The sequence below is a fragment of the Polaromonas sp. P4_F6 genome (genome assembly GCF_056401275.1).
The window spans coordinates 1-24,147 of record NZ_JBFUJQ010000011.1 but is presented as its reverse complement, the minus strand read 5'-3'; the positions used below and the strand labels follow the sequence as shown (position 1 = coordinate 24,147).

Genomic DNA, 24,147 nt, shown 5'->3' with positions numbered 1-24,147 from the left:
CATCCAAAGATGACATTCATCGATGTCTTTTGACATAGCGGCGAATATGCTCGGAGCGCATGGTTCCCAAAGACAAGCGTGAAAAAAGCAGCACCGCGCTCGATCAGATTCGGGCGTCGCTCAGGCAGTTTTTGCGCGTCAGGGACTTGCAGGAAAAGCTGGCCCCCCACGGCACGGAAGAGCCCGGCCGGCCGCTTGCGAGTGACGAGCTGAAGCACTGGCGGGATTCACTCGGCGAGGACAGCCGCACACGGTCGCGGGCCAAGTCACGTGGCGGCAAGAAGGATTAAGCCTCGCCGGGCCTCAAGCCCACTCCGACACGCACAGCGCGCAGCCCCGATGGTTGGTAGCCAATCTTCTAGCTGGGGCGAACCTTTTGGGCTCTTTTGATGGAAGGCCCGACCAACAGCAACAACAGGACTGGCGGGAAGATACACACGGCGAGAATCCGCGCAAAACTCACGTTGCTGAACCAACAGCGCAATGCCACAGCCATCCAGCCTATCGCGCCCATCAGGACAAACACAATCGTGATCCTGAAGAAAAAGAGCGCGAAAAGAAGCCCTAGGCCCAGCGCCAGCACAGCAGCACCGACGTACACATCGGTATCCTTGCGCTCGACGGGTCCCCGTCGTTCAGACGCGCTCAACCCCACTCCGACAACCTCCCCGACACCAACCTAAACCGCCGCCCGCAGCGCGAGGCCAGCGTTTCATCATGCGTGACCAGCACAAAAGCCGTGCCGAAATCGCGCGCGAGTTTGAGCATCAGTTCAAACACGCCGTCGGCCGTGGAACGGTCCAGGTTGCCGGTGGGCTCGTCGGCCAGCACGCAGGCCGGCTGGGTGACCAGGGCGCGCGCAATCGCCACGCGCTGGCGTTCGCCGCCTGAGAGTTCGGCGGGGCGGTGGTGGATTCGGTCCTTGAGGCCGACTGCCGCCAGCATCTCAGCGGCGATGCGCGACGACTCGGCGGGCGCCTGGCGGCGTATCCACAGGGGCATGGCGACGTTGTCGAGGGCGCTGAATTCGGGCAGCAGGTGGTGGAACTGGTAGACAAAACCTAAATGCTGGTTGCGCAGGTCGCCCTGCTGCTGCGGTGACAAGGCCGACAGCACTTTGCCCTTGAGTTCCACCTGGCCGCTGGTGGGCGCGTCCAGGCCGCCCATCAGATGCAGCAGCGTGCTTTTGCCGGAACCCGAGGCGCCTACGATGGCCAAGGTCTCGCCGGCGTGGACTTGCAAGTCCACGCCGTGCAGCACCGTGAGGTCTATGCGGCCTTCGTGGAAACGTTTGGTGAGGGCGCTGGCCTTGAGGACCACTTCGCCGCTTGTCTTGCCGGTTTGCAGTGTGGTCATGTCGTTCTTGAGTTCACTCATAACGCAGGGCCTCCGCCGGGTTGACACGGCTGGCGCGCCAGCTGGGGTAGATGGTGGCCAAAAAGGACAGCAGCAGGGAGATGACGACGATGGGCATGATGTCGGCGTATTGCGGTTCGCTGGGCATGCGGCTGATGAGGTAGATGTCTTTGGGTAAAAAGCTGGCGTTGAGCGCGCGCTCTATGGCGGGCACGATGACGTCGATGTTGAAGGCGATGCCCAGGCCCAGCAGCAGGCCCGAGAGCGTGCCGATCACGCCGACCAGCGCGCCCTGCACCATGAAGATTTTCATGATGCTCTTCGGGCTGGAGCCCAGGGTGCGCAAGATGGCGATGTCGGCGCGCTTGTCGGTCACCGTCATGACCAGGGTGCTGACCAGGTTGAAGGCGGCCACCGCGACGATGAGGGTGAGGATGATGAACATCATGCGTTTTTCGAGCTGCACGGCGGCGAACCAGGTCTTGTTCTGGCGCGTCCAGTCGCGTATCAGCAGGTCGCCGCTCAGCGTGCGCGACAGCTCCAGCGCCACTTCGCGCGCCTGGTGCAAGTCCTTCAGGCGTATGCGTATGCCGGTCGGGCCTTCGAGGCGGAAGATTTTCGCGGCGTCGTCCTGGTGCATCATGACCAGGGCCGAGTCGTATTCATAGTGGCCGGAGTCAAAGGTGCCGACCACCGTCATCTGCTTCAAGCGCGGCACCACGCCGGCCGGAGTGACCTGGCCGCTGGGCGCGATCAGGGTGACGGTGTCGCCCTCGCGCACGCCCATGGCGCGGGCCAGCTCGCCGCCCAGCACCACGCCGAAATTGCCGGGCACCAGCTTGGCCAGCGTGGGCGCCGAAGCGGCGGCGAGGTCGGTGACCTGGCCTTCAAGCGCCGGGTCTATGCCGCGCACCAGGGTGCCCTTCATGTCTTCACCGCGCGCCAGCAGGGCCTGGGCCGCGACAAAGGTGGCGGCACCCGTGACCTGGGGGTTGGCCTTGATTTCGGCGAGGGTTTTGGCCGGGTCGGGCAGCGCGACGCCGCCCGGGGCAAAGACCTCGATGTGCGAGATCACGCCCAGCATGCGGTCGCGCACTTCCTTCTGGAAGCCGTTCATCACACTGAGCACGATGATGAGGGCGGCGACGCCGAGCGCGATGCCCAGCATGGAGACACCCGAGATAAAAGAGATAAAACCGTTGCGCCGGGTGGCGCGGCCGGCGCGGGTGTAGCGCCAGCCCAGGATCAGCTCATAGGGGATTTGCATACTCATCAAGCGGGTGCCCGCGCGGCGGCGGCTGCGTTTTTTTGGAGGACCCATTGTGGCATCCCGGACAATAGCCCCATGTCAGCCAATTCCCCCACCCCTTTCACCGGGCCGCAACTGCTGCTGCCCTTCGCGGCCTGCGGCGCGGAGGCCTGGCTGCCGGCGATGAAGGCGCTGCCGGCCGACAGCACACGCCAGCTGGCCCAGCTGCTCAAGGGCATGAAGTCAGTGCGCACTGATGAAGCCGATGCCCACACGCTGTCGCCGCCGCATGAACGGGCCCTGGCCCGGGCGCTGGGCATGGCGGATTCGGGCACGCCCGACGGCCTGATTCCCTGGGCGGCGCGCGATGCGGCGCTGCACCTGCCGGGCAGCACGGGCAAGGCCTGGGCCTGGATCACGCCCTGCCACTGGGCCATGGGCCGCGAGCATGCAACGCTGACGGACCCGGCCGCACTGGGCCTGCAAGAAGAGGAATCGCGCGCCCTGCTGGCGGCCATGCAGCCTTATTTCGAGGGTGACGGCATCGCGCTGCACTATGTGCCGGCCCTGGGGCCGGCGCGCTGGCTGGCCGAGGGCGAGCTGTTTCGCAGCCTGCCCACCGCCTCGCTGGACCGGGTGCTGGGCCGCAATGTGGACCCCTGGCTGCCCAAACAGGACAAAAGCGATGCCAACAGCACGGCGCGCAAGATCAAGCTTTTGCAAAACGAGATGCAGATGCTGCTTTACACCCATGCGCTCAATGACGAGCGCGCGGCGCGGCGCCAGCTGCCGGTGAATTCTTTCTGGCCCAGCGGTACGGGTGCGCTGGCCGCGGGCCATACGCCCGGCGAGTCGGCTGCGGTGCCGCGCAGCCTGGCGCAAGCCGTGTTTGCCGACGACTGGGCAGCCTATGCCCAGGCCTGGGCTGCATTGGATGCGAACGAGATTGCCGCCCTGCTGGCGCGCCAGCGCGCGGGCGAGGCCGTGCGGCTGACGCTGTGCGGTGAGCGCGGCGCGGCCACGTTTGAAACCAGCCGCCAGGGCTTTTTTGCCAAAATCGCGGCCAGCCTGGCCCCTACCCCTTTGCTGGCGGTGCTGGAGCGGCTGTAAGCCCCAGCGCCCAGCACCCCCTCATATATAGAGAGAGTTTTGACCCCCTCATGAAAATCCAGGTACGCGAAGTCCCGCCGCGCAGCGTCTGGGCGCTGCAGCAGGCCGGCATACACCCGTTGCTGGCGCAGCTTTATGCGGCGCGGGGCGTGCATTCGGCCGACGAGCTTGACGACGGCCTGGGCCGGCTGCTGCCGCCTTCCTCGCTGCGCGGCGCGCTGGAGGCCGCCAAACTGCTGGCCGACGTGATGGCCGCCGGCAAAAAGATCTGCGTGGTGGCCGATTACGACTGCGATGGCGCCACCGCCTGCGCCGTGGCGCTGCGCGGCCTCAGGCTGCTGGGCGCGCGCGATGTGGGCTACTTGGTGCCGGACCGCGTGACCGACGGCTACGGCCTGACGCCGCCGATTGCCGAGCGCGTGAAAGCCCACGGCGCCGACCTGCTGGTGACGGTGGACAACGGCATCGCCAGCATGGAGGGCGTGGCGCGCGCCCGCGCACTGGGCATGCAGGTGCTGGTGACCGACCACCACCTGCCGGCGCTGAAAGACGGCCTGGTGGTGCTGCCAGAGGCCGATGTGATCGTGAACCCCAACCAGCCGGGCTGCAGCTTTGAAAGCAAGTCGATTGCCGGTGTGGGTGTGATGTTTTATGTGCTGCTGGCGCTGCGCGCCGAGTTGCGCGCGCGCGGCGCTTTTGATGCGGCGAATCAACCGAAGCTGGATACGCTGCTGCCGCTGGTGGCCTTGGGCACCGTCGCCGACGTGGTGAAACTGGACGCCAATAACCGCCGCCTGGTGGCGCAAGGCTTGAAGCGCATACGCGCGGGCCATTTGCCGGCCGGCCTGGCCGGTCTGTTCAGCGCCGCGGGCCGCCAGGCGGGCGCGGCCACCACCTTTGACTTTGCCTTTGCGCTGGGGCCGCGCATCAATGCGGCGGGCCGGCTCAGCGACATGACCTTGGGCATTGAATGCCTGCTGACCGACGACGCGGCGCGCGGCGAAGAGCTCGCCAAGACGCTGGACGGCATCAACCGCGAGCGCCGCGACATCGAGGCCGGCATGCGCGAGCAGGCGCAGCTGGCGGCCGACGCGATGATTGACGAAGACGAGGAGCCGCCACCGGCGATCGCGATCTTCGACCCGGAATTCCACGAGGGCGTGGTTGGCATCGTGGCCTCGCGCGTGAAGGACAAGCTGCACAGGCCGACCTTTGTGTTTGCCGCCAGCCAGGCGCCGGGCAAGGAGCATGAGCTCAAGGGCTCGGGCCGCTCGATCCCGGGGTTTCACCTGCGCGACGCGCTGGACCTGGTGACCAAGCGCCACCCGGGCGTGCTGCTGCGTTTTGGCGGCCATGCGATGGCGGCCGGCTGCACCATCGCCGAAGAGAATTTCGAGCTCTTCGAGCAGGCGCTGCAGCAGGTGGCGCATGAATGGCTGGACGCGGCCACGCTGACGCGCCGCATGGACACCGACGGCCCGCTGGCGCCCGAATACCGGCGCGCCGACCTGGTCGACACCTTGCACAAGGAGGTCTGGGGCCAGGGTTTTGCCGCGCCCACCTTTAGCGAGGTGGTGGAAGTGGTGTCGCAGCGCCTGGTCGGCGAAAAACACCTGGCGCTCAAGCTCAAGCACCAGGGCCAGCCGGTGGACGGCATCTGGTTCGGCCACACCGAGGCGCTGCCGGCCCGGGTCAAGCTGGCCTTCCGGCTGGATGCCGATGAATGGCAGGGCGTGAAGCGCGTGCGCTTTCTGGTTGAGGGCGCGGAGATCTGAGTTTGCCGCTGAGGCGCCCCTTCCCCGCCTTCCCTTAACGGGAGAAGGAGCAAGAGGACCTCACTGCAGTTCAAACTCCCCGCCGCGCTCTAGCGCGCGCTGGTAGGCGGGCCTGGCGTGTATGCGCGCGAGGAAGTCCATCAAACCCGGCCGGCTTTCGTTGAGCCCGCCGCGCGCGGCGGCGGCTTCCAGCGGGAAGCTCATCTGGATGTCGGCGCCGCTGAACGCCTTGCCGGCAAACCAGCCGCCCTGGGGCAGCGACATTTCAAGAAAGTCCAGGTGCTGCCTGAGCTGCGGCTCGATAAAGGTCTTCTTGACCTTGCCGGCAATGCCGCGCGCGATCGGCTTCACAAAAAACGGCATGGGCGAGTTCTCTATCTTGTCGAAGACCAGCTTGAGCAGCAGCGGCGGCATGGCCGAGCCTTCGGCGTAGTGCAGCCAGTAGGTGTAGCGCAGGTGCTCGGGCGTGCCGGCCGGGGGCGCGAGCCGCCCGGCGCCGTAGCGGCCCACCAGGTAGTCGATGATGGCGCCCGATTCGGCCAGGGTGAGTTCGCCGTCGGTGATCACCGGCGATTTCCCGAGCGGATGCACCGCGCGCAGCGAAGGCGGGGCCAGCATGGTCTTGGGGTCGCGCTGGTAGCGCTGAATCTCATAGGGCAGGCCCAACTCCTCCATGAGCCAGAGAATGCGTTGCGAGCGGGAGTTGTTCAGGTGGTGCAGGGTGATCAAGAGGTGGCTCCGTTGGACATCAGCGATGAACGCATGGTAGGCCATGCCGCACCGCCCTGAAGCCGCCACTGCCGCCACAGCCGCCACGGCGCGCACCGCGGCCGGCCGCGTTTGCACCCCGCAGGGGCGGCCGGGCACCAGAAACAGGCATTTTGTACACAATCTTCTGAAAAATCGCATACAAAGCTGGCACAGGCCTTGCACACAAGGCCGGCATGAACGCCCCAGCCAGCCCCGCGCCCGCCGCCATTGAAGCCGTCGCGCTGACTAAACGCTATGCGCCGCAGGACAGGCCGGCGGTGGACGGCATCCACCTGCGCATTGCCGGCGGCAGCTACTGCTGCCTGCTGGGGCCTTCGGGCTGCGGCAAAAGCACGACGCTGCGCATGATGGCGGGCCATGAGTCGGTCACCAGCGGGGACATCCTGCTGGAAAACCGCAACATCACCGACCTGCCGGCCGCCGGCCGGGGCACGGCCATGATGTTCCAGAGCTTCGCGCTGTTCCCGCACCTGTCGGCGCTGGACAACGTGGCCTTCAGCCTCAAGATGAAAGGGGTGGACAAGGCCGCGCGGCGGCGCCAGGCCCAGGAACTGCTGGAGCGGGTGGCCATGGGCCACCTGGCCGAACGCAAGCCGGCCGAGCTCTCGGGCGGGCAGCAGCAGCGCGTGGCGCTGGCGCGCGCGCTGATCACCCAGCCGCGCGTGCTGCTGCTGGACGAACCGCTGTCGGCGCTGGACCCGTTTTTGCGCATCCAGATGCGCGCCGAGCTGCGCCGCTGGCAGAAAGAGCTGGGCCTGACCTTTATCCACGTCACCCATTCGCAGGAAGAGGCGATGGCGCTGGCCGACACCATGGTGGTGATGAACCACGGCCGCATCGAGCAACAGGGCTCGCCCCATGAGATCTACAACCGCCCGGCCAGCGAATTCGTGGCGCGCTTCATGGGCGGGCACAACGTGCTGGACACCCCCGCGGGCCGCATAGGCGTGCGCACCGACCAGATGCGCATCACGCCGGCCGGCGAGGCCGCGCCCGACGCGCCGCACAACCGGCGCGCGGTGGTCACCGACGTCGAATACCAGGGCACGTATGTGCTGCTGGGCCTGCAGAACCCGGGCGTGTCGCACACCGCCAGCAGCACGGCCGAGCTGTCGGTGATGCTGCCCGAGGCGGCCTTCGCGGCCCGGCCCTATGCGCCCGGCGACGCGGTGCAGCTGTCGTGGGCGCCCGAGGCGGCGCACACGCTGCGCGCCGCGGCCCCGGCCTGACACCGCTTTTGTTTTTTGCACCCCGTTTTCCAACCGCCCCTTCGCAAGAAGATTTCCACCCCAGCACAGGAGTTTCACCATGTCCGACGCCCTTCCTGATCAAAAGAACCCGCCAGCCATCGCCGACGGCACCCCTGCGAGCGGCCTGCCGCGCCGCGCCCTGCTCAAGGGCACGGCGGGCATCCTGGCCACCGGCATGTTCCCGGCCGTGCATGCGCAGGAAAAAATCGTGCTGCGCTACCTGGGCACCGCGGTGAACCAGGACAAGGCGATCGCCGAAAAATTCAAGGCCGACACCGGCATCACCATCCAGTACGTGGCCGTCACCACCGACGACGTGACCAAACGCGCGGTGACAGCGCCCAACAGCTTCGACCTGATAGACACCGAGTACTTCTCGCTCAAGAAGATCGTGCCCACCGGCAACCTGAAGGGCATAGACACGAAAAAGATCAAGAACGCCGACAAGATCACCACGCTGTTCACCACCGGCACGGTGGCCGGCAAGGCCGTGGGCGACCAGGGCACGGCGCCCAAGAAGGTGATTTACCTGGAGGGCGAAAAGAGCAAGGTCTTCGCCAAGAGCCCGACGCAGTTCATGTCGCTGATCCCCACGGTGTACAACGCCGACACGCTGGGCATACGCCCCGACCTGATCAAGCGCCCCATCAATTCCTGGGCCGAGCTGCTGAACCCCGAGTTCAAGGGCAAGGCCGCGATCCTGAACATCCCGTCCATCGGGATCATGGACGCGGCCATGGTGGTGGAAGCCAAGGGCATCTACAAATACCCGGACAAGGGCAATATGACCAAGAAGGAGATCGACCTGACGATCGCCACGCTGATCGAGGCCAAGAAGGCCGGCCAGTTCCGCGCGCTGTGGAAGGACTTCAACGAGTCGGTCAACCTGATGGCTTCGGGCGAGGTGGTGATCCAGTCCATGTGGAGCCCCGCCGTGACGGCCGTGCGCACCAAGGGCATCGCCTGCAACTTCCAGCCGCTCAAGGAAGGCTACCGCGCCTGGGCCGCCGGCTTCGGCCTGCCCGCCACGCTCTCGGGCAAGAAGCTGGACGGCGCCTATGAATTCATCAACTGGTTCCTCGACGGCTGGGCCGGCGCCTACCTGAACCGCCAGGGCTATTACAGCGCCGTGCTGGAAACCGCCAAGGCCAAGATGGAAGCCTACGAGTGGGCCTACTGGATGGAAGGCAAGCCCGCCTCGCAGGACATCAAGAGCCCCACCGGCGACGTGCTGGCCAAGGCCGGCGCGGTGCGCGACGGCGGCAGCTACGAGGCGCGCATGGGCGGCATCGCCTGCTGGAATGCGGTGATGGATGAGAACAATTACATGGTTCAAAAATGGAATGAGTTTGTCGCGGCCTAGGCACACCCCCGTTGACGCTCACTTCGTGTAGCGTCCTCCCCCCTTGCAGGGGGCGCCCGCTGCGGCCCGGCGAAGCCGGTTCCGCGCGGACGCTGGGCTGATTCGGCTCGCTTCGCTTGCCTTGGGTGGTTCTTTTTTTACTTCGGGTCGTCATGAGTACACCGGCAATCACTGCACATTCCGCTCCGGCCAAGGTACCGGGGCGCAGCCTTGCCGCCTGGTGGCAGGCGTTGCCGTTGGCGTCGGTGTTTGTGCTGTTCTTCCTGATTCCCCTGGCACTGGTGCTGACGGTGAGCTTCTGGGACTTCAATGAGTACGAGTTGCTGCCCGGCTTCACGCTGAAGAATTACTCCGCCATTTTTGCGGGCTGCGGCAGCGGTGCGGACCTGTGCGTGACCTTCAAGACCTATCTGTCGACCTTCAAGTTCAGCCTGCTGGTCTGGTTGATCACGCTGGTGACCGGTTTCACGGTGTCCTATTTCCTGGCCTTTCACGTTCGTTCGCAGGGCGCGCAGACGCTGCTTTTTGTGCTGTGCACCATCCCGTTCTGGACGTCGAACGTGATCCGCATGATTTCCTGGGTGCCGCTGCTGGGCCGCAATGGCCTGGTCAACCAGAGCCTGCTGGGCATGGGCGTGGTGAGCCAGCCTGTGGAGTGGCTGCTGTTCTCGGACTTTTCGGTGGTGCTGGCCTTTGTGCACCTCTACACCATGTTCATGATCGTGCCCATCTTCAATTCGATGATGCGCATAGACCGCAGCCTGATCGAGGCGGCCAACGACAGCGGCGCCTCGGCCTGGCAGACGCTGTGGAACGTCATCGTGCCGCTGTCGCGCACCGGCATCATCATCGGCTCCATCTTCGTGATCACCATCGTGATGGGCGACTTCGTGACCATAGGCGTGATGGGTGGCCAGCAGATCGCTTCCATCGGCAAGGTCATCCAGGTGCAGACCTCCTACCTGCAGTTCCCGCTGGCGGCGGCCAATGCGGTGATCCTGCTGGCCGTGGTGCTGATGATCATCTGGGCCTTGACGCGGCTGGTCGATATCCGCAAAGAACTATGACCCCCACGCTTGTCACTTCGTGTACTACGCTGCCCCCCGAGGGGGCTGGCCTTGCTTGGGGCGGCCCGGCGCTGCGGCCCCTCCTGCGGAGGTTCTAAGCTATGTCCGATAAACGCTCTGCCGGCTTCTGGCTCCTCGCCGCGTTTTTCGCGCTGTTCGTGCTGTTTCTCTACGGGCCGATGTTCATCATCGTGCTGCTGAGCTTCCAGGGCCCGGAAGGCGGGCTCACGTTTCCGCTGCGCGGCGTCTCGCTGCACTGGTTCCACAAGCTGGCCGAGGGGCTGGGCGTGGTGGACATAGGCGCGGCGCTCAAGCGCTCGCTGGGCCTGGGCCTGGCGGTAACGGCCTTCACGGTGCTGTTCTCGGTGCTCGCGGGCCTGGCTTTTCGCAAAAAGCTCGCGGGCGGCAACACCCTGTTCTTTGTGGTGGTGGCCAGCCTGATCATGCCCTCCATCATCGTCTCGCTGGGCATAGGCCTGGAGTTCCGCCTGCTCGACGGCGGCATCAAGAAGCTGCTGGAGCTGCTGGGCATGGCCGGCGCGCTGGAGGACTATGGCACGGCGCTGGGCCTCTTTACCTCGGCGCTGGGCGCGCACCTGACCTGGACGCTGCCCTTCGGCCTGCTCATCATGTTCGCGGTGTTCAACCGCTTCAACCCGGCTTACGAGGAAGCCGCGCGCGACCTGGGCGCCACGCCCTGGCAGGGCTTTCGCCACGTGGTGCTGCCGCTGATCGCGCCCTCGGTGGTGGGCATAGGCATGTTCGGCTTCACCCTGAGCTGGGACGAAATCGCCCGCACCTCGCAGGCCATAGGCGATGTGAATACACTGCCGCTGGAGCTGCAGGGCCTGACGACCACCGTCACCACGCCGGCCATCTACGCGCTGGGCACGGTCACCACCGTGGTGTCGCTGGGGGTGGTGGCCCTGGCCATGGGCCTGGCCTGGTGGCTGGGCAAGCGGCAGAAAAAAGGACAGCGATGACACCGACGAACACGGCGGCGCCCGCCGCGCCCCCGACCGACACCGAGATGTATGAACGCGTGGTCTCGGCCATCCTGGACCACCGCCTGCCGCCGGGCACCAAGCTGGGGGAAGACAAGCTGGCCGGCGCCTTCGGCGTGTCGCGCACGCGCATACGCCCGGTGCTGCTGCGCCTGGCCAATGAGCAGGTGGTCACCCTGGTGCCCAACCGCGGCGCCACCGTGGCCCAGCCCACCGAGCAGGAGGCGCGCGAGGTCTTCGAGGTGCGCCGGCTGATAGAACCCACGCTGGTGGAACTGTTCATCGCCAAGGCCGACGAGGCCGACATGCGGCAGCTCAAGCGCTGCATCGACGACGAGGAAGCCGCGCGGCTGGCCGGCGACATGCACCGCGCGATCCGGCTGTCGGGCGACTTCCACCTGCAGATCGCCGAGCGCGCCGGCCACCAGACGCTGGGGCGCATCCTGCGCGAACTGACCTCGCGCACCTCGCTGATCCTGATGACCTACGGCACGGCTCTCGGCGACATCCGCGAGGACCGTGATGGCGCCGCCGCCTGCCGCTGCCGTGAACACCGCGTGCTGCTGGACGCGATCCGCCTGCGCGACGCGCGGGAAGCGGCGCGCCACATGCGCGAGCACCTGACGCGCCTGGAGTCGCAGCTGCAGTTCACGCCGCCGGCGGGCGAGGCGCCCGACCTGTCGGCGCTGTTCTCCTGAGCCTGGACGGGAGTGCCATGCGCAAGCTGCTGGTTATCAACCCCAATACATCAGCCTCGGTCAGCGCGCTGCTGCAAACCCATGTGCAGGCCGCCGCCGGGCTGCATGTGCAGGTCAGCACCGTCACCGCGCGTTTCGGCGCGCCCTATATTTCGGACGAGGCCAGCTATGCGGTGGCCGCGCATGCCGCGCTGGACGCCTGGGCGGCCGCGCTCGCGGTGCCCGGCGCGGCGCCCGACGCGGTGCTGATCGGCTGCTTTGGCGACCCCGGCCTGCTGGCGCTGCGCGAAAGCAGCCCGGCGCCGGTCACCGGCCTGGCCGAGGCGGCTTTCATCGAGGCGGCGCGCCACGGCCGCTTTGCCATCGTCACCGGGGGCGAGCGCTGGGGCCCCATGCTGCAGCGCCTGGCCCAGGCCCTGGGCCACGCGCCTTCGCTGGCCGGCATCCACACCGTCGCGCCGACCGGCGCGCAGCTGGCCGCCGACCCGGCCGCCGCGCGCACCCTGCTGGCCCAGGCCTGCCGCGACGCGGTGCGCCAGCTGGGCGCGCAGGCGGTGATCCTGGGCGGCGCGGGCCTGGCCGGCATGGCCGCGGCGCTGCAGCCCGGGCTGGGCGTGCCGCTCATCGACAGCGTGCTGGCCGGCGCGCACTGGGCCTTGCGCAGCCATGCACCGCCGCCGCAGCGCGGCAAACCGGGCTTTGATGTGCCCTGGGACAAGCTTTCGCCGGAGCTGACGGCCCTGGGCTTGTAGCCCGGCGGGAAGAGGCGCCGCCAGGGATATGTGAGCACGCACTGCAGTGCAGTGCAGAACCTGTTCACGGCCTAAACGGGGCCGCGTTGGGGTGCAATCGGGATGAGTGGGCCGACCGGGAACGCCGCATGGGCTAATGCCCATGCAAGGGCCTGGGTGGCTCAATCGCCCGATTTCACCCCAACCCGGAGGGCAACCCCCTTCCCGGGCAGTCTGCGGCGTTGCGGCGCTAGCCCATAGGTGAACTATGGGCGTCGCACCGCGCCTTGCATCCCCTCCCGGGAAGGGGGTTGCGCGGCCCCGTTTAGGCCGTGAACAGGTTCTAAAGCCTAAAATGGCCTGGTGACCCCCCAAAACATCCTGAATGCCGACCTGCATTGCCACTCTGTGGTGTCGGACGGCACGCTCACGCCGGAGGCGCTGGCGGAACGGGCCAAGGCCAACGGGGTGGAGCTCTGGGCCCTGACCGACCATGACGAAATCGGCGGCCAGCAGCGCGCCGCGGCGGCCGCCAAGGCCCAGGGCATGCACTACCTGACGGGCACCGAGGTCTCGGTCACCTTCGCCGGGCAGACGGTGCACATCGTGGGCCTGGGTTTTGACGCCGGCAACCCCGAGATCATGCAAGGCCTGCGCAACACGCGCGGCGGGCGCGAGCAGCGCGCCATGGAAATGTCGGACTCGCTGGCCAAGGTCGGCATCAAGGGCGCTTACGAGGGCGCGCTGAAGTTCGTCGGCAACCCCGAGCTGATCTCGCGCACGCACTTCGCGCGCTTCCTGGTCGAAAGCGGCGTGTGCCGCGAGACCAATGAAGTCTTTCGCAAATACCTGACCGAAGGCAAGCCCGGCTATGTGCCGCACCGCTGGGCCACGCTGCGCGACGCCGTGACCTGGATCACCCAGGCCCAGGGCGTCGCGGTGATCGCCCACCCGGGCCGCTACAAGTTCACCCCCAACGAGGAATACGCCTTGTTCACCGAGTTCAAGTCCCACGGCGGGCGCGGCGTGGAGGTCGTCACCGGCAGCCACACGCCCCAGGAATACCTCAAGTACGCCGAAACAGCGAAAGAGTTCGGCCTGGCCGCCTCGCGCGGCAGCGACTTCCACAGCCCCGACGAAAGCCACACCGACCTGGGCACCCTGCCCTTCCTGCCGGGCGAGCTGACACCGGTCTGGGAACTGCTGGCGGACCGCATCCAGTGATGGCCGGCCCCGCGAGCAACACCTCCCGCGCCCCGGCCGGCATCGCACTCCTGGTGGGCGCCGTCGCCTGCTTCGCGGTGCTGGACACCACCACCAAGGTCATTTCCAGCAGCGTGCCGCTGCTGATGGCGCTGTGGTTCCGCTATGCCTTCCAGGCCGTGGCCACCACGCTGGCGGTGCTGCCTTCGCGCGGGCTGTCGGTGCTGCGCACCGCACACCCGAAATTCCAGCTGCTGCGCGGCCTGCTGCTGTTGCTCACCAGCCTTTTTGCGTTCTACAGCCTGCGGCACATGCCGGTGGGCGAGTTCACCGCCATCGTGATGATCACGCCGCTGGTCATCACCCTGCTGGCCTCGCTGACCCTGGGCGAGCGCGTGTCCTGGCTGCGCTGGGCGCTGGTGGTGGGCGGCTTTGCCGGCACGCTGATCATCATCCGGCCCGACGGCGACGACTTCAACTGGGCCATGCTGCTGCCGCTGGGCCTGGTGATCTGCAATGCCTGGTTCCAGATCCTGACCAGCCGGCTGGCGCGCACCGAAGACCCTCTCACCATGCATTTCTACACCGGCTGGGTCGGCACGCTGGCCGCCTCGCTGGCCCTGCCCTTTGTCTGGGCCACGCTCGACGCCTGGACGCTGTGGGCCGGCCTGGCGCTGATGGGCCTGATGGGCACGGTCGGCCATTTCATGATGATCCTGGCCTACGGCCGCGCGCCGGTGTCCACGCTCACGCCCTTCCTTTATGCGCAGATCGGCTTTGCGATGCTGGGCGGCTGGATCGCGTTCTCGCATGTGCCGGACCGCTGGTCCATGCTGGGCATGGTGATGATCGCCGTCTGCGGCGCGACGGGCGCCTGGCTCGCGGTGCGCCAGAGTCGCGTGCTGATCGAGCCTGTCGAATCCTGAACCCGAAAGGCGAAAGCAGCGCACCATGGCCCAGTTTTTTGAAGTCCACCCCGAGAACCCGCATACCCGGCTGCTCAAGCAGGCGGTGGCGCTGCTGGAGCGCGGCGGCATCGCGGCCGTGCCCACCGACTCGAGTTATGCGCTGGTCTGCCACCTCGACGACAAGGCCGCGGCCGACAGCCTGCGCCGCATCCGCGGGGTGGACGACAAGCACCACCTGACCCTGCTGTGCCGCGACCTCAGCGAGCTGGCCAATTACGCGCGGGTGGACAACAAGCAGTTCCGCCTGCTGAAGGCCGCGACGCCGGGGCCCTATACCTTCATCCTGGAAGCCAGCAAGGAAGTGCCGCGCCGCGTGAGCCATCCTTCGCGCAAGACCATAGGCCTGCGCGTGCCCGAGCACAAGGTGCTGCAGGCGCTGCTGGAGCTGCACGGCACGCCGCTGCTGGCCACCACCCTGATCCCGCGCGGCGGCGGCGAGCCGCTCAACGACGCGCACGAGATACGCAGCCTGCTCGAGCATGAGCTGGCCGCCGTGATAGACGCCGGCGCCTGCCACCAGGAAGCCACCACGGTGATAGACCTCACGCCCATGGGCGAAGGCGGCGATCCGGTGGTGGTGCGGCAGGGCCGCGGCGAGCTGGCGGCCCTGGGCCTTTAACGCGCCAGGCTCCCCTTTTCAAGCAGGGGCCGCGGAACCGGCTTTGCCGGGCCGCAGGCGCAGCGCCCCCTCGGGGGGCAGCGCATTACACGGAGCCGAAGGCGAAGTGAAAAGCGTGGGGGCACAATGCGACAATCCAGAAATGGATATCGCCAACCTGATTCAAACCGTCGCCATTTATGCGTTGCCGGTGCTGTTCGCCATCACGGTGCATGAGGCCGCGCATGGCTATGTTGCGCGTCACTTTGGTGACAACACGGCTTACATGATGGGCCGCGTGACGCTGAACCCCGTCAAGCACATAGACCCCGTGGGCACCATCCTGATGCCCTTGCTGCTGTACTTCGCGACCTCGGGCACTTTCCTGTTCGGTTACGCCAAGCCGGTGCCGGTGCAGTTCGGCAATCTGCGCAACCCCAAGCGCGACATGATCTGGGTGGCGCTGGCCGGCCCGGGCGCCAACCTGGCGCAGGCCCTGCTGTGGGGCGTGCTGTTTTACTTCCTCGCGGGCGCCGGCGTGAGCGAGCCGTTTTTCATCAAGATGTGCCAGGCCGGCATCCTGGTCAACGTCGTGATGTTTGTCTTCAACCTGTTTCCGCTGCCGCCACTGGACGGCGGCCGCGTGCTGGTCGGCCTGCTGCCCTATAAACAGGCCTTGCTGGTCTCGCGCGTGGAGCCCTGGGGATTTTTCATCGTGATGGCGCTGGTGATTTCCGGCATCATCAGCAACCTCTGGATGCGTCCCCTGATGGACGCGACCTATTTCGTAATCCAAACCGTTTTGACGCCGCTGGCCATGCTGGTGAAATGATGAGCAACAACAAACACGCCGACGCCGGCACCTCCCCCACCCGCTTCCTGACCGGCATCACCACCACCGGCACGCCCCATCTGGGCAATTTTGTCGGCTCCATCCGGCCCTCGGTGCAGGCCAGCTTTCGCGACGACGTGCGCAGCTTTTATTTCCTGGCCGACTACCACGCGCTGATCAAGTGCGACGAGCCGGCCCGCATCCAGCAGTCCACGCTCGAAATCGCGGCGAGCTGGCTGGCCGCCGGGCTGGACCCGGAGCGCGTGACCTTTTACCGCCAGTCCGACATCCCCGAGATCCCCGAGCTGACCTGGCTGCTGACCTGCGTGACCGGCAAGGGCGTGCTCAACCGCGCCCATGCCTACAAGGCCGCGGTCGACAAGAACGAGGCGGCCGGCAGCGACCCGGACGCCGACGTGACCGCCGGGCTCTTTATGTACCCGGTGCTCATGGGCGCGGACATCCTGCTGTTCAAGACCCACAAGGTGCCGGTGGGGCGCGACCAGGCCCAGCACCTGGAGATGGCGCGCGACATGGCCCAGCGCTACAACCACCTTTACGGCGAGCACCTGGTGCTGCCCGAGGCGGTGATCGAGGAATCGGTCGCCCTGCTGCCCGGCCTGGACGGGCGCAAGATGAGCAAGAGCTACGACAACACCATCCCGCTGTTCACGCCGCGCGAGCAGATGCGCAAGCTGATCGCCGGCATCGTCACCGACTCGCGCGCGCCGGGCGAGCCCAAGGAGGTCGAGGGCTCGGCCCTGTTCCAGATCTACCAGGCTTTTGCCAGCGCCGAGGAAACCGAAGCGTTACGCAAGGCTTATGCCGCGGGCATCGCCTGGGGCGACGCCAAGCAGACGCTGTTCGAGCGCATAGACCGCGAAATCGCCCCCATGCGCGAGCGCTACCACGCGCTGATGGCCGACCCGGGCCGGATAGAGGCCATCCTGCAGGCCGGCGCCCGCAAGGCCCGCGCCGAGGCCACGCCCTTCATGGCCGAGCTGCGGCGCGCCGTGGGCCTGCGCAGGCTGGACAGCCTCCCGGCCGCCGCCGGCAAGGCCAAGGCGGCCAAAAGCGCCACCCCGGCCTTCAAGCAGTACCGCGAAAAGGACGGCCTCTTTTATTTCAAGCTGCAGGACGCCGAGGCCCGGCTGCTGCTGCAAAGCCGGGGTTTTGAGTCACCCCGCGAGGCCGCGCTGGCCATTGCCGCACTGCAAAAAGACGGCCTGGAGGCGCTGCCGGGGCAGGCCCAGGCCTTGCCGGGCATCACCGAGGACGAGCTGACGGCGGTTTTGCGGTTTTTCGCCGACTGAGCGTGTTGTTGTTTTTTTGGAGCAGCGTTCTGAAAAAATACCGCAACTGCCTGTTTATTTATGCCCCAAAGTTGACATACAGCAGTTATGCTCACTGGCTAATAGGAACAATTCTTCACATTTGACTTAATGAGTATTTTCGTAATAGATGACCATCCGCTCATGCGGGAAGCGGTTGTCATGTTGATCCGCCGCCTGAGCAGCAAGGCCACCGTGACCGAGCTGGACCGGCTCGCCGCCGTGATGCCCGCCGTGCAGGAACAGGGCATTCCCGAACTCATCTGCCTGGACCTGCGCCTGCCCGACACCAACGGTGTCTCCGGCGTGCGCGAGCTCAAGCAGCAATTCCCCAGCGTGCCCCTGGTGGTGCTGTCGGCCGCCCCGGCCCAGGACTACGAGGACCTCTCCATCGAGGCGGGCGCGGATGCCTACATCCAGAAGTCCGCCGGCGCCACCGAGATCTCCAACGTGCTGCGCGTCTTCCTCAGCGAAGACCTGGACCCGGAACCCAGCACCCCGACCGAAAAGCTCTCCAAGCGGCAAAAACAGCTGCTGGTGATGCTGGACAAGGGCATGAGCAACCGCGACATCGCCGAAGAACTGCAGATCAGCGAGCACACGGTGAAAGTGCACCTGTGGCGCCTGTTCCGCCGCCTCAACGTCAAGAGCCGCTCCCAGGCGAGCCACCTGGCCAGAACCCAGGGCCTGCTCTAAACAAAAAGGACACGCAAGCGTGTCCTTTTTTCTTCATGCACCCGGTATCGGGTATTGGTATCCGGCTGTTCGGTATTCCTTCCCCACCCCTTGTGGATGCGCCGAGGAGCGCAGGGCCAGACGGATCAGGGCAAAAACTTGTTTGAGCCGCAGGCGAGTTGTTTTTGACCCCGTCTGGACCGAGCACCGCAGGTTGCCCGAAGCGAAGCGAAGGGACGCAGCAACCAGGGTCGCCTTTTTTTGCTTACTTTTTTTGGCGAAGCAAAAAAAGTGAGTCGCATGCCGGGCGACCCCGGCCAGCAACCCTTAGTGGAGGGCGCGCCACCAGAGCAAGCCCTAACTCCTAAGCTCAACCCAGAACACACTCCCCCGGCCCGCCCGGGAAGCCAAGCCCACCGGATGCCCCAGCGCCGCGCTGAGGCGGGACACGATGGCCAGCCCCAGGCCGAAGCCCTCTTCGGTGCCCTGCAGCGGGATCCGGTAGAACTCCTGGAAGATCGCCTGCTGGTGTTCCCTGGCGATGCCCACCCCGGTGTCCCAGATCTCGATGCGGGGCACGCCGCCCCTGTGGCGCACGGCCATCAGCACGCCGCCGCTGTGGGTGTTGCGCAGCGCGTTGGACAGCAGGTTGCCGACCAGGCGCTGCAGCAGCACCGGGTCGGACCTGACCTTGCCGGGCGCCGCGCGTACCCTGAGCCGCAGGCCGCGCTCGCGCGCGAAGGGCGCGTACTGCGCCTCCAGGTCCTGCAGCAGCCCGGCCAGCTCCACGTCCTGCAGGTTGACCCTGAGCGGGTCGGTTTCCAGCCCGGCCAGGTCGAACAGCGAATTGAACAAGTCGTTGACGGCCTTGGTGGAGCGCACGATCTTGGGCGTGATCTGTTCGACGAACTCGGGCTCGGCGGCCAGCCAGCCGGCGTACAGGTCCAGGGCATGCACCGGCTGGCGCAGGTCGTGGGCGGCGCTGGCGATGAAGCGGTTCTTGATCTCCACCGCCTCCAGGGCCGCCCGGCTCTGCTCGGTCAGGGACTTGATCAGCATGGAGTTGTCGTACTGCAGCTCGAGGTTGATGCGCTGCACCTCGTGAAAGCGCTGGCCCGAGATGCGGATCACGGCCCAATAAATGAGCACCAGCGCCAGCATGCCGTAAGTGTTGAAGCTGGAGGGCAGCCCGCGCTCCATGACCAGTTCGTAGAGCAGCGCGGCCACGACCGAAACCCCCAGACCGTTCACATAATTCTTGAAGCAGGGCAGCCAGGACGAAAACGTGCCCACCGCGAAACCGGCCATGCCCACCAGCACGACCATGCAGAGGAACTGGTCGTACACCGGCGCGCGCAGGAAGTACACGAACATGGACGCCCCCCAGACCAGGGCGCTGGCCGACCAGGTCCAGCCGTATTTGGCCATGAAGGCCCGCAGGGGCGCGCCGCTGACGCCCGCCAGGCTGCGCTGGTAGATGCTGATAACGCCGTAGCGCACCACGGTCACGGCCGCCGCGGCCGCCGCCCACAGGCCCAGGGACAGCATGTCGACGCGGTGGTAAAGAATGGCCACCATGACCACGATCAGCACCAGCGCGGAATGCAATGCCGGGCGGGCATAACGCATGAAGGTGTGGATCAGCCGCATCTCCACCCACTCCTCGCGCGAGAGGTCGGCGACGCTCTGGGCCGGCCGTGTCGTTGGGAGGGTGTCCATGGGCCGAGTTTAGGGCCAGTCAGCGGCTCATGGCGGCCCGCAAGCGCCCCCGGCCGCATGCGCCGCGCCGATGTTGCGCAGGGTTGACGAAATCGGTGCCCCAGTGAGCCCAATTGCGTACACTGGACGCTTCCCCGGAGGGCGACACCCGTGCCTGGACGCCGGACACCCGCGGCGGCATCCATGCACAGGCACCAAAAAATGCAGGACCCGCAGATGCAACGCAACGCGCACGCCGAGCTCGCCCCCGTGAGCCCGGCGAAAGGCACGACAGGCCCGGGCGGCATGCTGGCCATGCCGGCCCTGGACGACCCGGCCAATCCCTTCCGGCTGGCGCTGCTGGCCGTGCTGCTGGCCTTTGTCTACGCCATCCTGTCCACGCCGGCCGCCTACACCTCGCGCCCGGACACGCTGGCCGCCATCATCTGGCCCGCGCCGGCGGTGGCCGCGGCCCTGCTGTGGAACCTGCCCTACCGGCGCTGGCCGGTGTTCCTGCTCGCGGTATTCCTGTCCATGATGCTGGTCGGCGACGCCGACCCCCTGTCCGTGGGCGCCGACGCGGCCTTCGCGCTGCTCAATGTGTTCGAGGTGGCGCTGTTTGCCTTCCTGGGGCGGCGCCTGGTTTGCGAAAAAGGCGACATCGACAGCACTCGCAAGCTCGCGCGCTTCATGTTCCTGCTGCCGCTGCTGGCCACCAGCGTGGTGGCGGCCCTGGGCGCCACCATAGGCGCGGTGACCAAACACACCGAGTGGCTGGAGGAATGGCGCGTCCTGCTGGTCGGCAACGGCCTGGCCGTGCTGGTGCTGCTGCCGGCCCTGCTGGCCTGGTGCTCGCGCCAGGCCAGCGCCGACGCTTCGCCCGGCGACAAGCCAGTGGCCGTGGCGGCCGCCGTGCTCGCCGCCGCCTTGATGGCCGCCGCGGCCCTGCTGCCGCGCTTTCCGGAAGAAGTGCTGCGCGCCCTGCTGTCGCTGGTGCTGGTCTGGGCGGCCATCGCCGGCGGCCTGCGCTCGGCCTCGCTGGGCGTGCTGGCGGCGGCCAGCGTGGGCATAGGCCTGGCCGTGGCGGGCTACGGGCCCTACAGCCCGGCCCGCGGCGGCGAGGAAGGCACCTGGGAGCTGCAGGTGGACCTGGCCGGCATGGCGGTGCTGTCCTTCTTCGTCGGCATCGCGGTCAGCGAGCGGCAAAAACTCAACCTGCGCCTGGAGCGCGCCCGACGTTTTGAAACCATGGGCTTTCTGACCGGCGGCATCGCGCACGATTTCAACAACATCCTGGGTGCGGTCGGCGGTTATGCCGAGCTCGCGGTGGAGCGCGAACAAGCCGGCCTGCCGGTGCGCGCCCCGCTGGGCGAGGTGGCGGCGGCCGTGGCGCGCGGCAAGGACCTGACGGAGCAGATCCTGCTGGCCGGCCGGCGCGGCGCGCGCACGCGCCAGGCCAGCGACCTGCGCGACCTGGTCTCGGAAGCGGTGGCGCTGGCCATCCCCTTGCTGCCGCCCGGCGTGCGGCTGGCGGTCCGCGTGCCGCTGGCGCCCGTACCGGTGCGGGTGCACCGCGGCCAGCTGACCCGCGCCATCCTGAACCTGCTGCGCAACGCCTCGCAGGCCGCGGCGGGCCGGGTCGAGCTGCGCCTGACGGCCTCGGCCGGCCAGCTGCCGGCCGGCTATGCGCGCGAGGCGGATACCGGCGTCGGCGACACGCTGGAGCGGGACTGCGCCTGGCTGGACGTGCTGGACGACGGCAGCGGCGTCGCGCCGGCGCATGTGCACCAGCTGTTCGACCCGTTTTTTTCGTCACGCTCCTCGCAGGGCGGCAAGGGCCATGGCAAAGGCCACGGCACCGGGCTGGGCCTGGCCATCGTCGCGGGCGTGGCCGCCGACCACGCCGGCGGCGTGGCGGTCTGGACCGGCCGCGGGGAGCGCACGCGCTTTTGCCTGATGCTGCCGCTGCTGGCCGCGCAGGAAGTCCTGCAGCTGCCCCTGGTCGCCCCGCCACCGCCGCTCGGCCAGGGCGAGACGGTGCTGGTCGTCGCGCCGGATGCCCAGGCGCGCGAGCGCACCGAGGACGCGCTGGCCGCCCTGGGCTTTGAGCCGGCCGGTTACGACCCGGCCGCCCTCGCCGGCGAGCCGCAGGGCCTGCAAGGATTGGAGGAACATGCGGAGCTGCTGGTGTGGCTGGATTCGCCGGCCGCAAGCGACAGCCTGCTGGCCGCGCTGCGCCAGTCCACCGGCCTGCCGCTGCTGCGCTGCGGCAGCGTGCAGGACTCGGGCGGCGAAGCCGTCATCACGCAGGAAGCCGGCGTGGTTACCATAAGCGGGCCCTTTGACGCCGCGGCCCTGCGCCAGGCCGTCAAAATGGCGACCGGACGCTCCGATGCCCCGCCCGCCCGGCGTGACGGTGATGTTGACGAAGAAGAAGGCAAAGAAGGCAAGCTCCAGCCATGACGCAGCCCAAACAACCCCTGTCCATCCTGGTCGTCGACGATGACGACGCCTTGCGCAAGCTCCTGATCGACTACCTGACGGGCCATGGCCTTTCGGTGACCGGCGTGGGCACGGCAACGGAAGCGGTGCAGGCCGTCGCCAGGCAGGACTACAGCCTGGTGCTGCTGGACCTGAACCTGCCCGACGGCGACGGCATAGACCTGGCGCGCAAATGGCGCGCCGAGGCCAACATCGCCATCATCTGCCTGACCGGCAGGCTTGAAGAAGCCGACCGCGTCATGGGCCTGGAGCTGGGCGCCGACGACTACATCACCAAGCCGTTTTCGCTGCGCGAGGTGCTGGCCCGTATACGCGCGGTGACGCGGCGCGCCGGTGGCGCGGCCGCGGCGGGTGAGCCGGCCGGCGAGCGCCCCAGCCACAGCGGCGTGCAGGTGCCCGTCACGCGCGGCAAGCACCCGCGCGCCTACCGCTTCGCGGCCTGGGGCCTGAACCTCAACACGCGCCGCCTGACCTCGCCCGAAGGCAAGCCGGTGTCGCTGACCAATGCCGAGTTCAACCTGCTGGCGGTCTTCCTCGGCACGCCCGGGCGCATCATCTCGCGCGAGCAGCTGCTGGAGCGCACGCGCGCCTTCGACGACATCTACGACCGCGCCATCGACGTGCAGATACTGCGGCTGCGCCGCAAGCTCGAGGCCGACGCAAAAAACCCCAAGCTGCTGTGCACCGAGCGCGGCGTGGGCTACTTCCTCAATGCCGAGGTGGAAGCGCTGTGGGAGTGAGCCGGCCGCTTCTTTCTCCTTTCTTCTCCATGGCCTCTTTTGTGACCTCTTGTGAATTTTTATGAGCACTGACCTGATCACCGAACTCGGCACACAGCCCATCGCCGGGCCGCAGCCCGCCGGCAACGAGGTGCGCGAAGACCCCGCCTTCGAGCTGCTGGAGGCCGAGGTCGCCAAGCTGGCCAGCCCGGTGCACAGCGTGACCATGGACTGGAACAAGGTCAACCAGTGGTCGGTCGAGCTGTTATCCACCAAGGGCAAGGACCTGCTGGTGGCCTGCTACCTGGCCGGCGGCCTGCTCGAGACGCGCGGCCTCTACGGCCTGGCCGACGGCCTCAAGGTGCTGGCCGACATGCTGCAAAGCTACTGGGACACGCTGTACCCGGGGCTCAAGCGCATGCGCGGACGCCGCAACGCGCTGCAGTGGCTGATAGACCGCGTGCAGCAGCGCGCCACCGAAACCGACTGGGGCGCGCTGCCGCCGCAGGAGGCCGAACTCGTGGCGCGCCTGACGGCCAGCCTGCAGGCCATGGACGCGCTGCTGGCCGACAAGGACAGCGAGGCGCCCTCCATGCGCGCGCTGCTGACCCTGGTCGGCAGCCTGACCGTGATCGAAGAAAAACCCGCCGAAGAACCGGCCCCCGTGGAGGCGGCGGCCGCCGCGCCCTCGCCTTCGACCACGACCGCCGCCGGCCCGCCGCCGGCCACGCTGCTGCTGGACTCGGCCGACAACGTCGAGCGCGCGCTCGAGGAAGCCTGCTCGCGCCTGGGCAGCCTGGCCGAATGGTTTCTCGCCAACGACAGCAGCAACCCCCTGTCTTACCGCCTGAACCGCACGGCGGCCTGGTCCACGCTGGAGGCTTTGCCGCCGGCCGACGGCGGCCAGACCCGCATCGCGCCGCCGATTTCACAGGTCAGCGACGCGCTGGCCCGGCTCAAGGACAGCCAGTCGGATGCCGAACTCGTGGCCTTTGCCGAAGCCCAGCTGGCGGCCTTCCCCTTCTGGCTGGACCTCAACGGCGTCTGCGCCGCGGCGCTGGGGCGCATGGGCAGCGGCTACGCGGCCGCTCGCCAGGAAGTCTGCAACGAGACGGCGCGCCTGCTCGCGCGCCTGCCGGGCCTGGAGAAACTCTCTTTCTCCAGCGGCATGCCTTTTGCCGCGAGCGACACCCTGGACTGGCTGGCCACCCTGCTGCCCGGCGTGGCGGCCGGCGGCGGGCCCGCGG

23 protein-coding genes are annotated in these 24,147 nt (G+C 67.4%); 18 read left to right on the top strand and 5 right to left on the bottom strand.

What is annotated here, in order from left to right:
* Positions 1-59: 59 nt before the first annotated feature.
* Positions 60-290, top strand: a complete 231-nt coding sequence (locus AC1DUN_RS20990; RefSeq protein ID WP_477715672.1) for a hypothetical protein — start codon at positions 60-62, stop codon at positions 288-290.
* Between the two features lie 68 nt (positions 291-358).
* Here the strand turns inward: AC1DUN_RS20990 and AC1DUN_RS20985 are convergent, their stop codons facing one another.
* From AC1DUN_RS20985 to AC1DUN_RS20975, 3 genes are read right to left on the bottom strand one after another with little or no spacing between them, the layout of a single operon-like run.
* Positions 359-649 carry a hypothetical protein gene (locus AC1DUN_RS20985; RefSeq protein ID WP_477715671.1) on the bottom strand — a complete coding sequence of 97 codons (291 nt, stop codon included), beginning with the start codon at positions 647-649 and terminating at the stop codon, positions 359-361.
* Positions 646-1,356: a lipoprotein-releasing ABC transporter ATP-binding protein LolD gene (gene lolD, locus AC1DUN_RS20980; protein ID WP_477715670.1), complete on the bottom strand. Its 711-nt coding sequence runs from the start codon at positions 1,354-1,356 to the stop codon at positions 646-648. The genes AC1DUN_RS20985 and lolD overlap by 4 nt, the downstream gene beginning before the upstream one ends.
* A 13-nt stretch (positions 1,357-1,369) precedes the next feature.
* Positions 1,370-2,623 (bottom strand): lipoprotein-releasing ABC transporter permease subunit, encoded by a 1,254-nt coding sequence (locus AC1DUN_RS20975; RefSeq protein ID WP_477715769.1) that lies wholly within the window; start codon positions 2,621-2,623, stop codon positions 1,370-1,372.
* A 78-nt stretch (positions 2,624-2,701) separates the two neighbouring features.
* On the opposite strand from AC1DUN_RS20975, the gene AC1DUN_RS20970 reads away from it, so the two are divergent.
* Both AC1DUN_RS20970 and recJ read left to right on the top strand, forming a co-directional pair.
* The gene (locus tag AC1DUN_RS20970) at positions 2,702-3,715 is read left to right on the top strand and encodes a hypothetical protein (RefSeq protein ID WP_477715669.1); all 1,014 of its coding nucleotides are present in this window, start codon (positions 2,702-2,704) and stop codon (positions 3,713-3,715) included.
* 50 nt (positions 3,716-3,765) lie between these two features.
* On the top strand, positions 3,766-5,490 hold the full coding sequence (gene recJ / locus AC1DUN_RS20965; RefSeq protein WP_477715668.1) for a single-stranded-DNA-specific exonuclease RecJ: 1,725 nt from the start codon (positions 3,766-3,768) through the stop codon (positions 5,488-5,490).
* Between the two features lie 60 nt (positions 5,491-5,550).
* Here recJ and AC1DUN_RS20960 read toward each other — a convergent pair whose 3' ends face one another.
* Positions 5,551-6,219 carry a glutathione S-transferase gene (locus AC1DUN_RS20960; protein ID WP_477715667.1) on the bottom strand — a complete coding sequence of 223 codons (669 nt, stop codon included), beginning with the start codon at positions 6,217-6,219 and terminating at the stop codon, positions 5,551-5,553.
* 215 nt (positions 6,220-6,434) lie between these two features.
* Between AC1DUN_RS20960 and AC1DUN_RS20955 the strand changes: the two genes are divergently transcribed.
* The 12 genes from AC1DUN_RS20955 to AC1DUN_RS20900 all read left to right on the top strand — a co-directional run bounded on the left by AC1DUN_RS20955 (position 6,435) and on the right by AC1DUN_RS20900 (position 18,002).
* On the top strand, positions 6,435-7,490 hold the full coding sequence (locus AC1DUN_RS20955; RefSeq protein ID WP_477715666.1) for an ABC transporter ATP-binding protein: 1,056 nt from the start codon (positions 6,435-6,437) through the stop codon (positions 7,488-7,490).
* Between the two features lie 79 nt (positions 7,491-7,569).
* A complete protein-coding gene (locus tag AC1DUN_RS20950; RefSeq protein WP_477715665.1) occupies positions 7,570-8,874 on the top strand; it encodes an ABC transporter substrate-binding protein in 1,305 nt (434 codons plus the stop codon).
* Positions 8,875-9,026: 152 nt separating this feature from the next.
* On the top strand, positions 9,027-9,941 hold the full coding sequence (locus AC1DUN_RS20945; RefSeq protein WP_477715664.1) for an ABC transporter permease: 915 nt from the start codon (positions 9,027-9,029) through the stop codon (positions 9,939-9,941).
* A 101-nt stretch (positions 9,942-10,042) separates the two neighbouring features.
* A complete protein-coding gene (locus tag AC1DUN_RS20940; RefSeq protein ID WP_477715663.1) occupies positions 10,043-10,924 on the top strand; it encodes an ABC transporter permease in 882 nt (293 codons plus the stop codon).
* Positions 10,921-11,643 (top strand): GntR family transcriptional regulator, encoded by a 723-nt coding sequence (locus AC1DUN_RS20935; RefSeq protein ID WP_477715662.1) that lies wholly within the window; start codon positions 10,921-10,923, stop codon positions 11,641-11,643. The genes AC1DUN_RS20940 and AC1DUN_RS20935 overlap by 4 nt, the downstream gene beginning before the upstream one ends.
* A gap of 17 nt (positions 11,644-11,660) precedes the next feature.
* The gene (locus AC1DUN_RS20930) at positions 11,661-12,395 is read left to right on the top strand and encodes an aspartate/glutamate racemase family protein (protein ID WP_477715661.1); all 735 of its coding nucleotides are present in this window, start codon (positions 11,661-11,663) and stop codon (positions 12,393-12,395) included.
* Between the two features lie 342 nt (positions 12,396-12,737).
* Complete coding sequence (locus tag AC1DUN_RS20925) at positions 12,738-13,598, top strand: 3',5'-nucleoside bisphosphate phosphatase (RefSeq protein ID WP_477664624.1); 861 nt, start codon at positions 12,738-12,740, stop codon at positions 13,596-13,598.
* A complete protein-coding gene (locus AC1DUN_RS20920; protein WP_477715660.1) occupies positions 13,598-14,503 on the top strand; it encodes a DMT family transporter in 906 nt (301 codons plus the stop codon). The genes AC1DUN_RS20925 and AC1DUN_RS20920 overlap by 1 nt, the downstream gene beginning before the upstream one ends.
* A 25-nt stretch (positions 14,504-14,528) precedes the next feature.
* The gene (locus AC1DUN_RS20915; protein ID WP_477715659.1) at positions 14,529-15,164 is read left to right on the top strand and encodes an L-threonylcarbamoyladenylate synthase; all 636 of its coding nucleotides are present in this window, start codon (positions 14,529-14,531) and stop codon (positions 15,162-15,164) included.
* A gap of 142 nt (positions 15,165-15,306) precedes the next feature.
* Complete coding sequence (locus AC1DUN_RS20910) at positions 15,307-15,975, top strand: site-2 protease family protein (RefSeq protein ID WP_477715658.1); 669 nt, start codon at positions 15,307-15,309, stop codon at positions 15,973-15,975.
* Positions 15,975-17,288, top strand: coding sequence for a tryptophan--tRNA ligase (locus AC1DUN_RS20905; protein WP_477715657.1), 1,314 nt, complete (start codon positions 15,975-15,977; stop codon positions 17,286-17,288). Before AC1DUN_RS20910 ends, AC1DUN_RS20905 begins: the two co-directional genes overlap by 1 nt.
* A 129-nt stretch (positions 17,289-17,417) precedes the next feature.
* On the top strand, positions 17,418-18,002 hold the full coding sequence (locus AC1DUN_RS20900) for a response regulator transcription factor (RefSeq protein WP_413330407.1): 585 nt from the start codon (positions 17,418-17,420) through the stop codon (positions 18,000-18,002).
* Between the two features lie 336 nt (positions 18,003-18,338).
* Here AC1DUN_RS20900 and AC1DUN_RS20895 read toward each other — a convergent pair whose 3' ends face one another.
* The gene (locus AC1DUN_RS20895) at positions 18,339-19,700 is read right to left on the bottom strand and encodes a sensor histidine kinase (protein ID WP_477715656.1); all 1,362 of its coding nucleotides are present in this window, start codon (positions 19,698-19,700) and stop codon (positions 18,339-18,341) included.
* 183 nt (positions 19,701-19,883) lie between these two features.
* On the opposite strand from AC1DUN_RS20895, the gene AC1DUN_RS20890 reads away from it, so the two are divergent.
* From AC1DUN_RS20890 to tssA, 3 genes are all read left to right on the top strand, one after another.
* Positions 19,884-22,142 carry an MASE1 domain-containing protein gene (locus AC1DUN_RS20890; protein ID WP_477715655.1) on the top strand — a complete coding sequence of 753 codons (2,259 nt, stop codon included), beginning with the start codon at positions 19,884-19,886 and terminating at the stop codon, positions 22,140-22,142.
* The gene (locus AC1DUN_RS20885; protein ID WP_477715654.1) at positions 22,139-22,921 is read left to right on the top strand and encodes a response regulator; all 783 of its coding nucleotides are present in this window, start codon (positions 22,139-22,141) and stop codon (positions 22,919-22,921) included. The genes AC1DUN_RS20890 and AC1DUN_RS20885 overlap by 4 nt, the downstream gene beginning before the upstream one ends.
* A 61-nt stretch (positions 22,922-22,982) precedes the next feature.
* On the top strand, positions 22,983-24,147 hold a 1,165-nt coding region (tssA, locus tag AC1DUN_RS20880), incomplete at its 3' end, for a type VI secretion system protein TssA (protein WP_477715653.1).

What these genes read in the sequence shown, in the direction of transcription:
- AC1DUN_RS20975 (WP_477715769.1), bottom strand. Translation starts at nt 2,623, where the DNA reads ATGCAAATCCCCTATGAGCTGATCCTGGGCTGGCGCTACACCCGCGCC.
- AC1DUN_RS20920 (WP_477715660.1), top strand. Translation starts at nt 13,598, where the DNA reads ATGGCCGGCCCCGCGAGCAACACCTCCCGCGCCCCGGCCGGCATCGCA.
- AC1DUN_RS20885 (WP_477715654.1), top strand. Translation starts at nt 22,139, where the DNA reads ATGACGCAGCCCAAACAACCCCTGTCCATCCTGGTCGTCGACGATGAC.
- recJ (WP_477715668.1), top strand. Translation starts at nt 3,766, where the DNA reads ATGAAAATCCAGGTACGCGAAGTCCCGCCGCGCAGCGTCTGGGCGCTG.
- AC1DUN_RS20940 (WP_477715663.1), top strand. Translation starts at nt 10,043, where the DNA reads ATGTCCGATAAACGCTCTGCCGGCTTCTGGCTCCTCGCCGCGTTTTTC.
- AC1DUN_RS20905 (WP_477715657.1), top strand. Translation starts at nt 15,975, where the DNA reads ATGAGCAACAACAAACACGCCGACGCCGGCACCTCCCCCACCCGCTTC.
- AC1DUN_RS20890 (WP_477715655.1), top strand. Translation starts at nt 19,884, where the DNA reads ATGCACAGGCACCAAAAAATGCAGGACCCGCAGATGCAACGCAACGCG.
- AC1DUN_RS20955 (WP_477715666.1), top strand. Translation starts at nt 6,435, where the DNA reads ATGAACGCCCCAGCCAGCCCCGCGCCCGCCGCCATTGAAGCCGTCGCG.
- AC1DUN_RS20950 (WP_477715665.1), top strand. Translation starts at nt 7,570, where the DNA reads ATGTCCGACGCCCTTCCTGATCAAAAGAACCCGCCAGCCATCGCCGAC.
- AC1DUN_RS20930 (WP_477715661.1), top strand. Translation starts at nt 11,661, where the DNA reads ATGCGCAAGCTGCTGGTTATCAACCCCAATACATCAGCCTCGGTCAGC.
- lolD (WP_477715670.1), bottom strand. Translation starts at nt 1,356, where the DNA reads ATGACCACACTGCAAACCGGCAAGACAAGCGGCGAAGTGGTCCTCAAG.
- AC1DUN_RS20895 (WP_477715656.1), bottom strand. Translation starts at nt 19,700, where the DNA reads ATGGACACCCTCCCAACGACACGGCCGGCCCAGAGCGTCGCCGACCTC.
- AC1DUN_RS20990 (WP_477715672.1), top strand. Translation starts at nt 60, where the DNA reads ATGGTTCCCAAAGACAAGCGTGAAAAAAGCAGCACCGCGCTCGATCAG.
- AC1DUN_RS20900 (WP_413330407.1), top strand. Translation starts at nt 17,418, where the DNA reads ATGAGTATTTTCGTAATAGATGACCATCCGCTCATGCGGGAAGCGGTT.
- AC1DUN_RS20945 (WP_477715664.1), top strand. Translation starts at nt 9,027, where the DNA reads ATGAGTACACCGGCAATCACTGCACATTCCGCTCCGGCCAAGGTACCG.
- AC1DUN_RS20970 (WP_477715669.1), top strand. Translation starts at nt 2,702, where the DNA reads ATGTCAGCCAATTCCCCCACCCCTTTCACCGGGCCGCAACTGCTGCTG.
- AC1DUN_RS20910 (WP_477715658.1), top strand. Translation starts at nt 15,307, where the DNA reads ATGGATATCGCCAACCTGATTCAAACCGTCGCCATTTATGCGTTGCCG.
- AC1DUN_RS20935 (WP_477715662.1), top strand. Translation starts at nt 10,921, where the DNA reads ATGACACCGACGAACACGGCGGCGCCCGCCGCGCCCCCGACCGACACC.
- AC1DUN_RS20915 (WP_477715659.1), top strand. Translation starts at nt 14,529, where the DNA reads ATGGCCCAGTTTTTTGAAGTCCACCCCGAGAACCCGCATACCCGGCTG.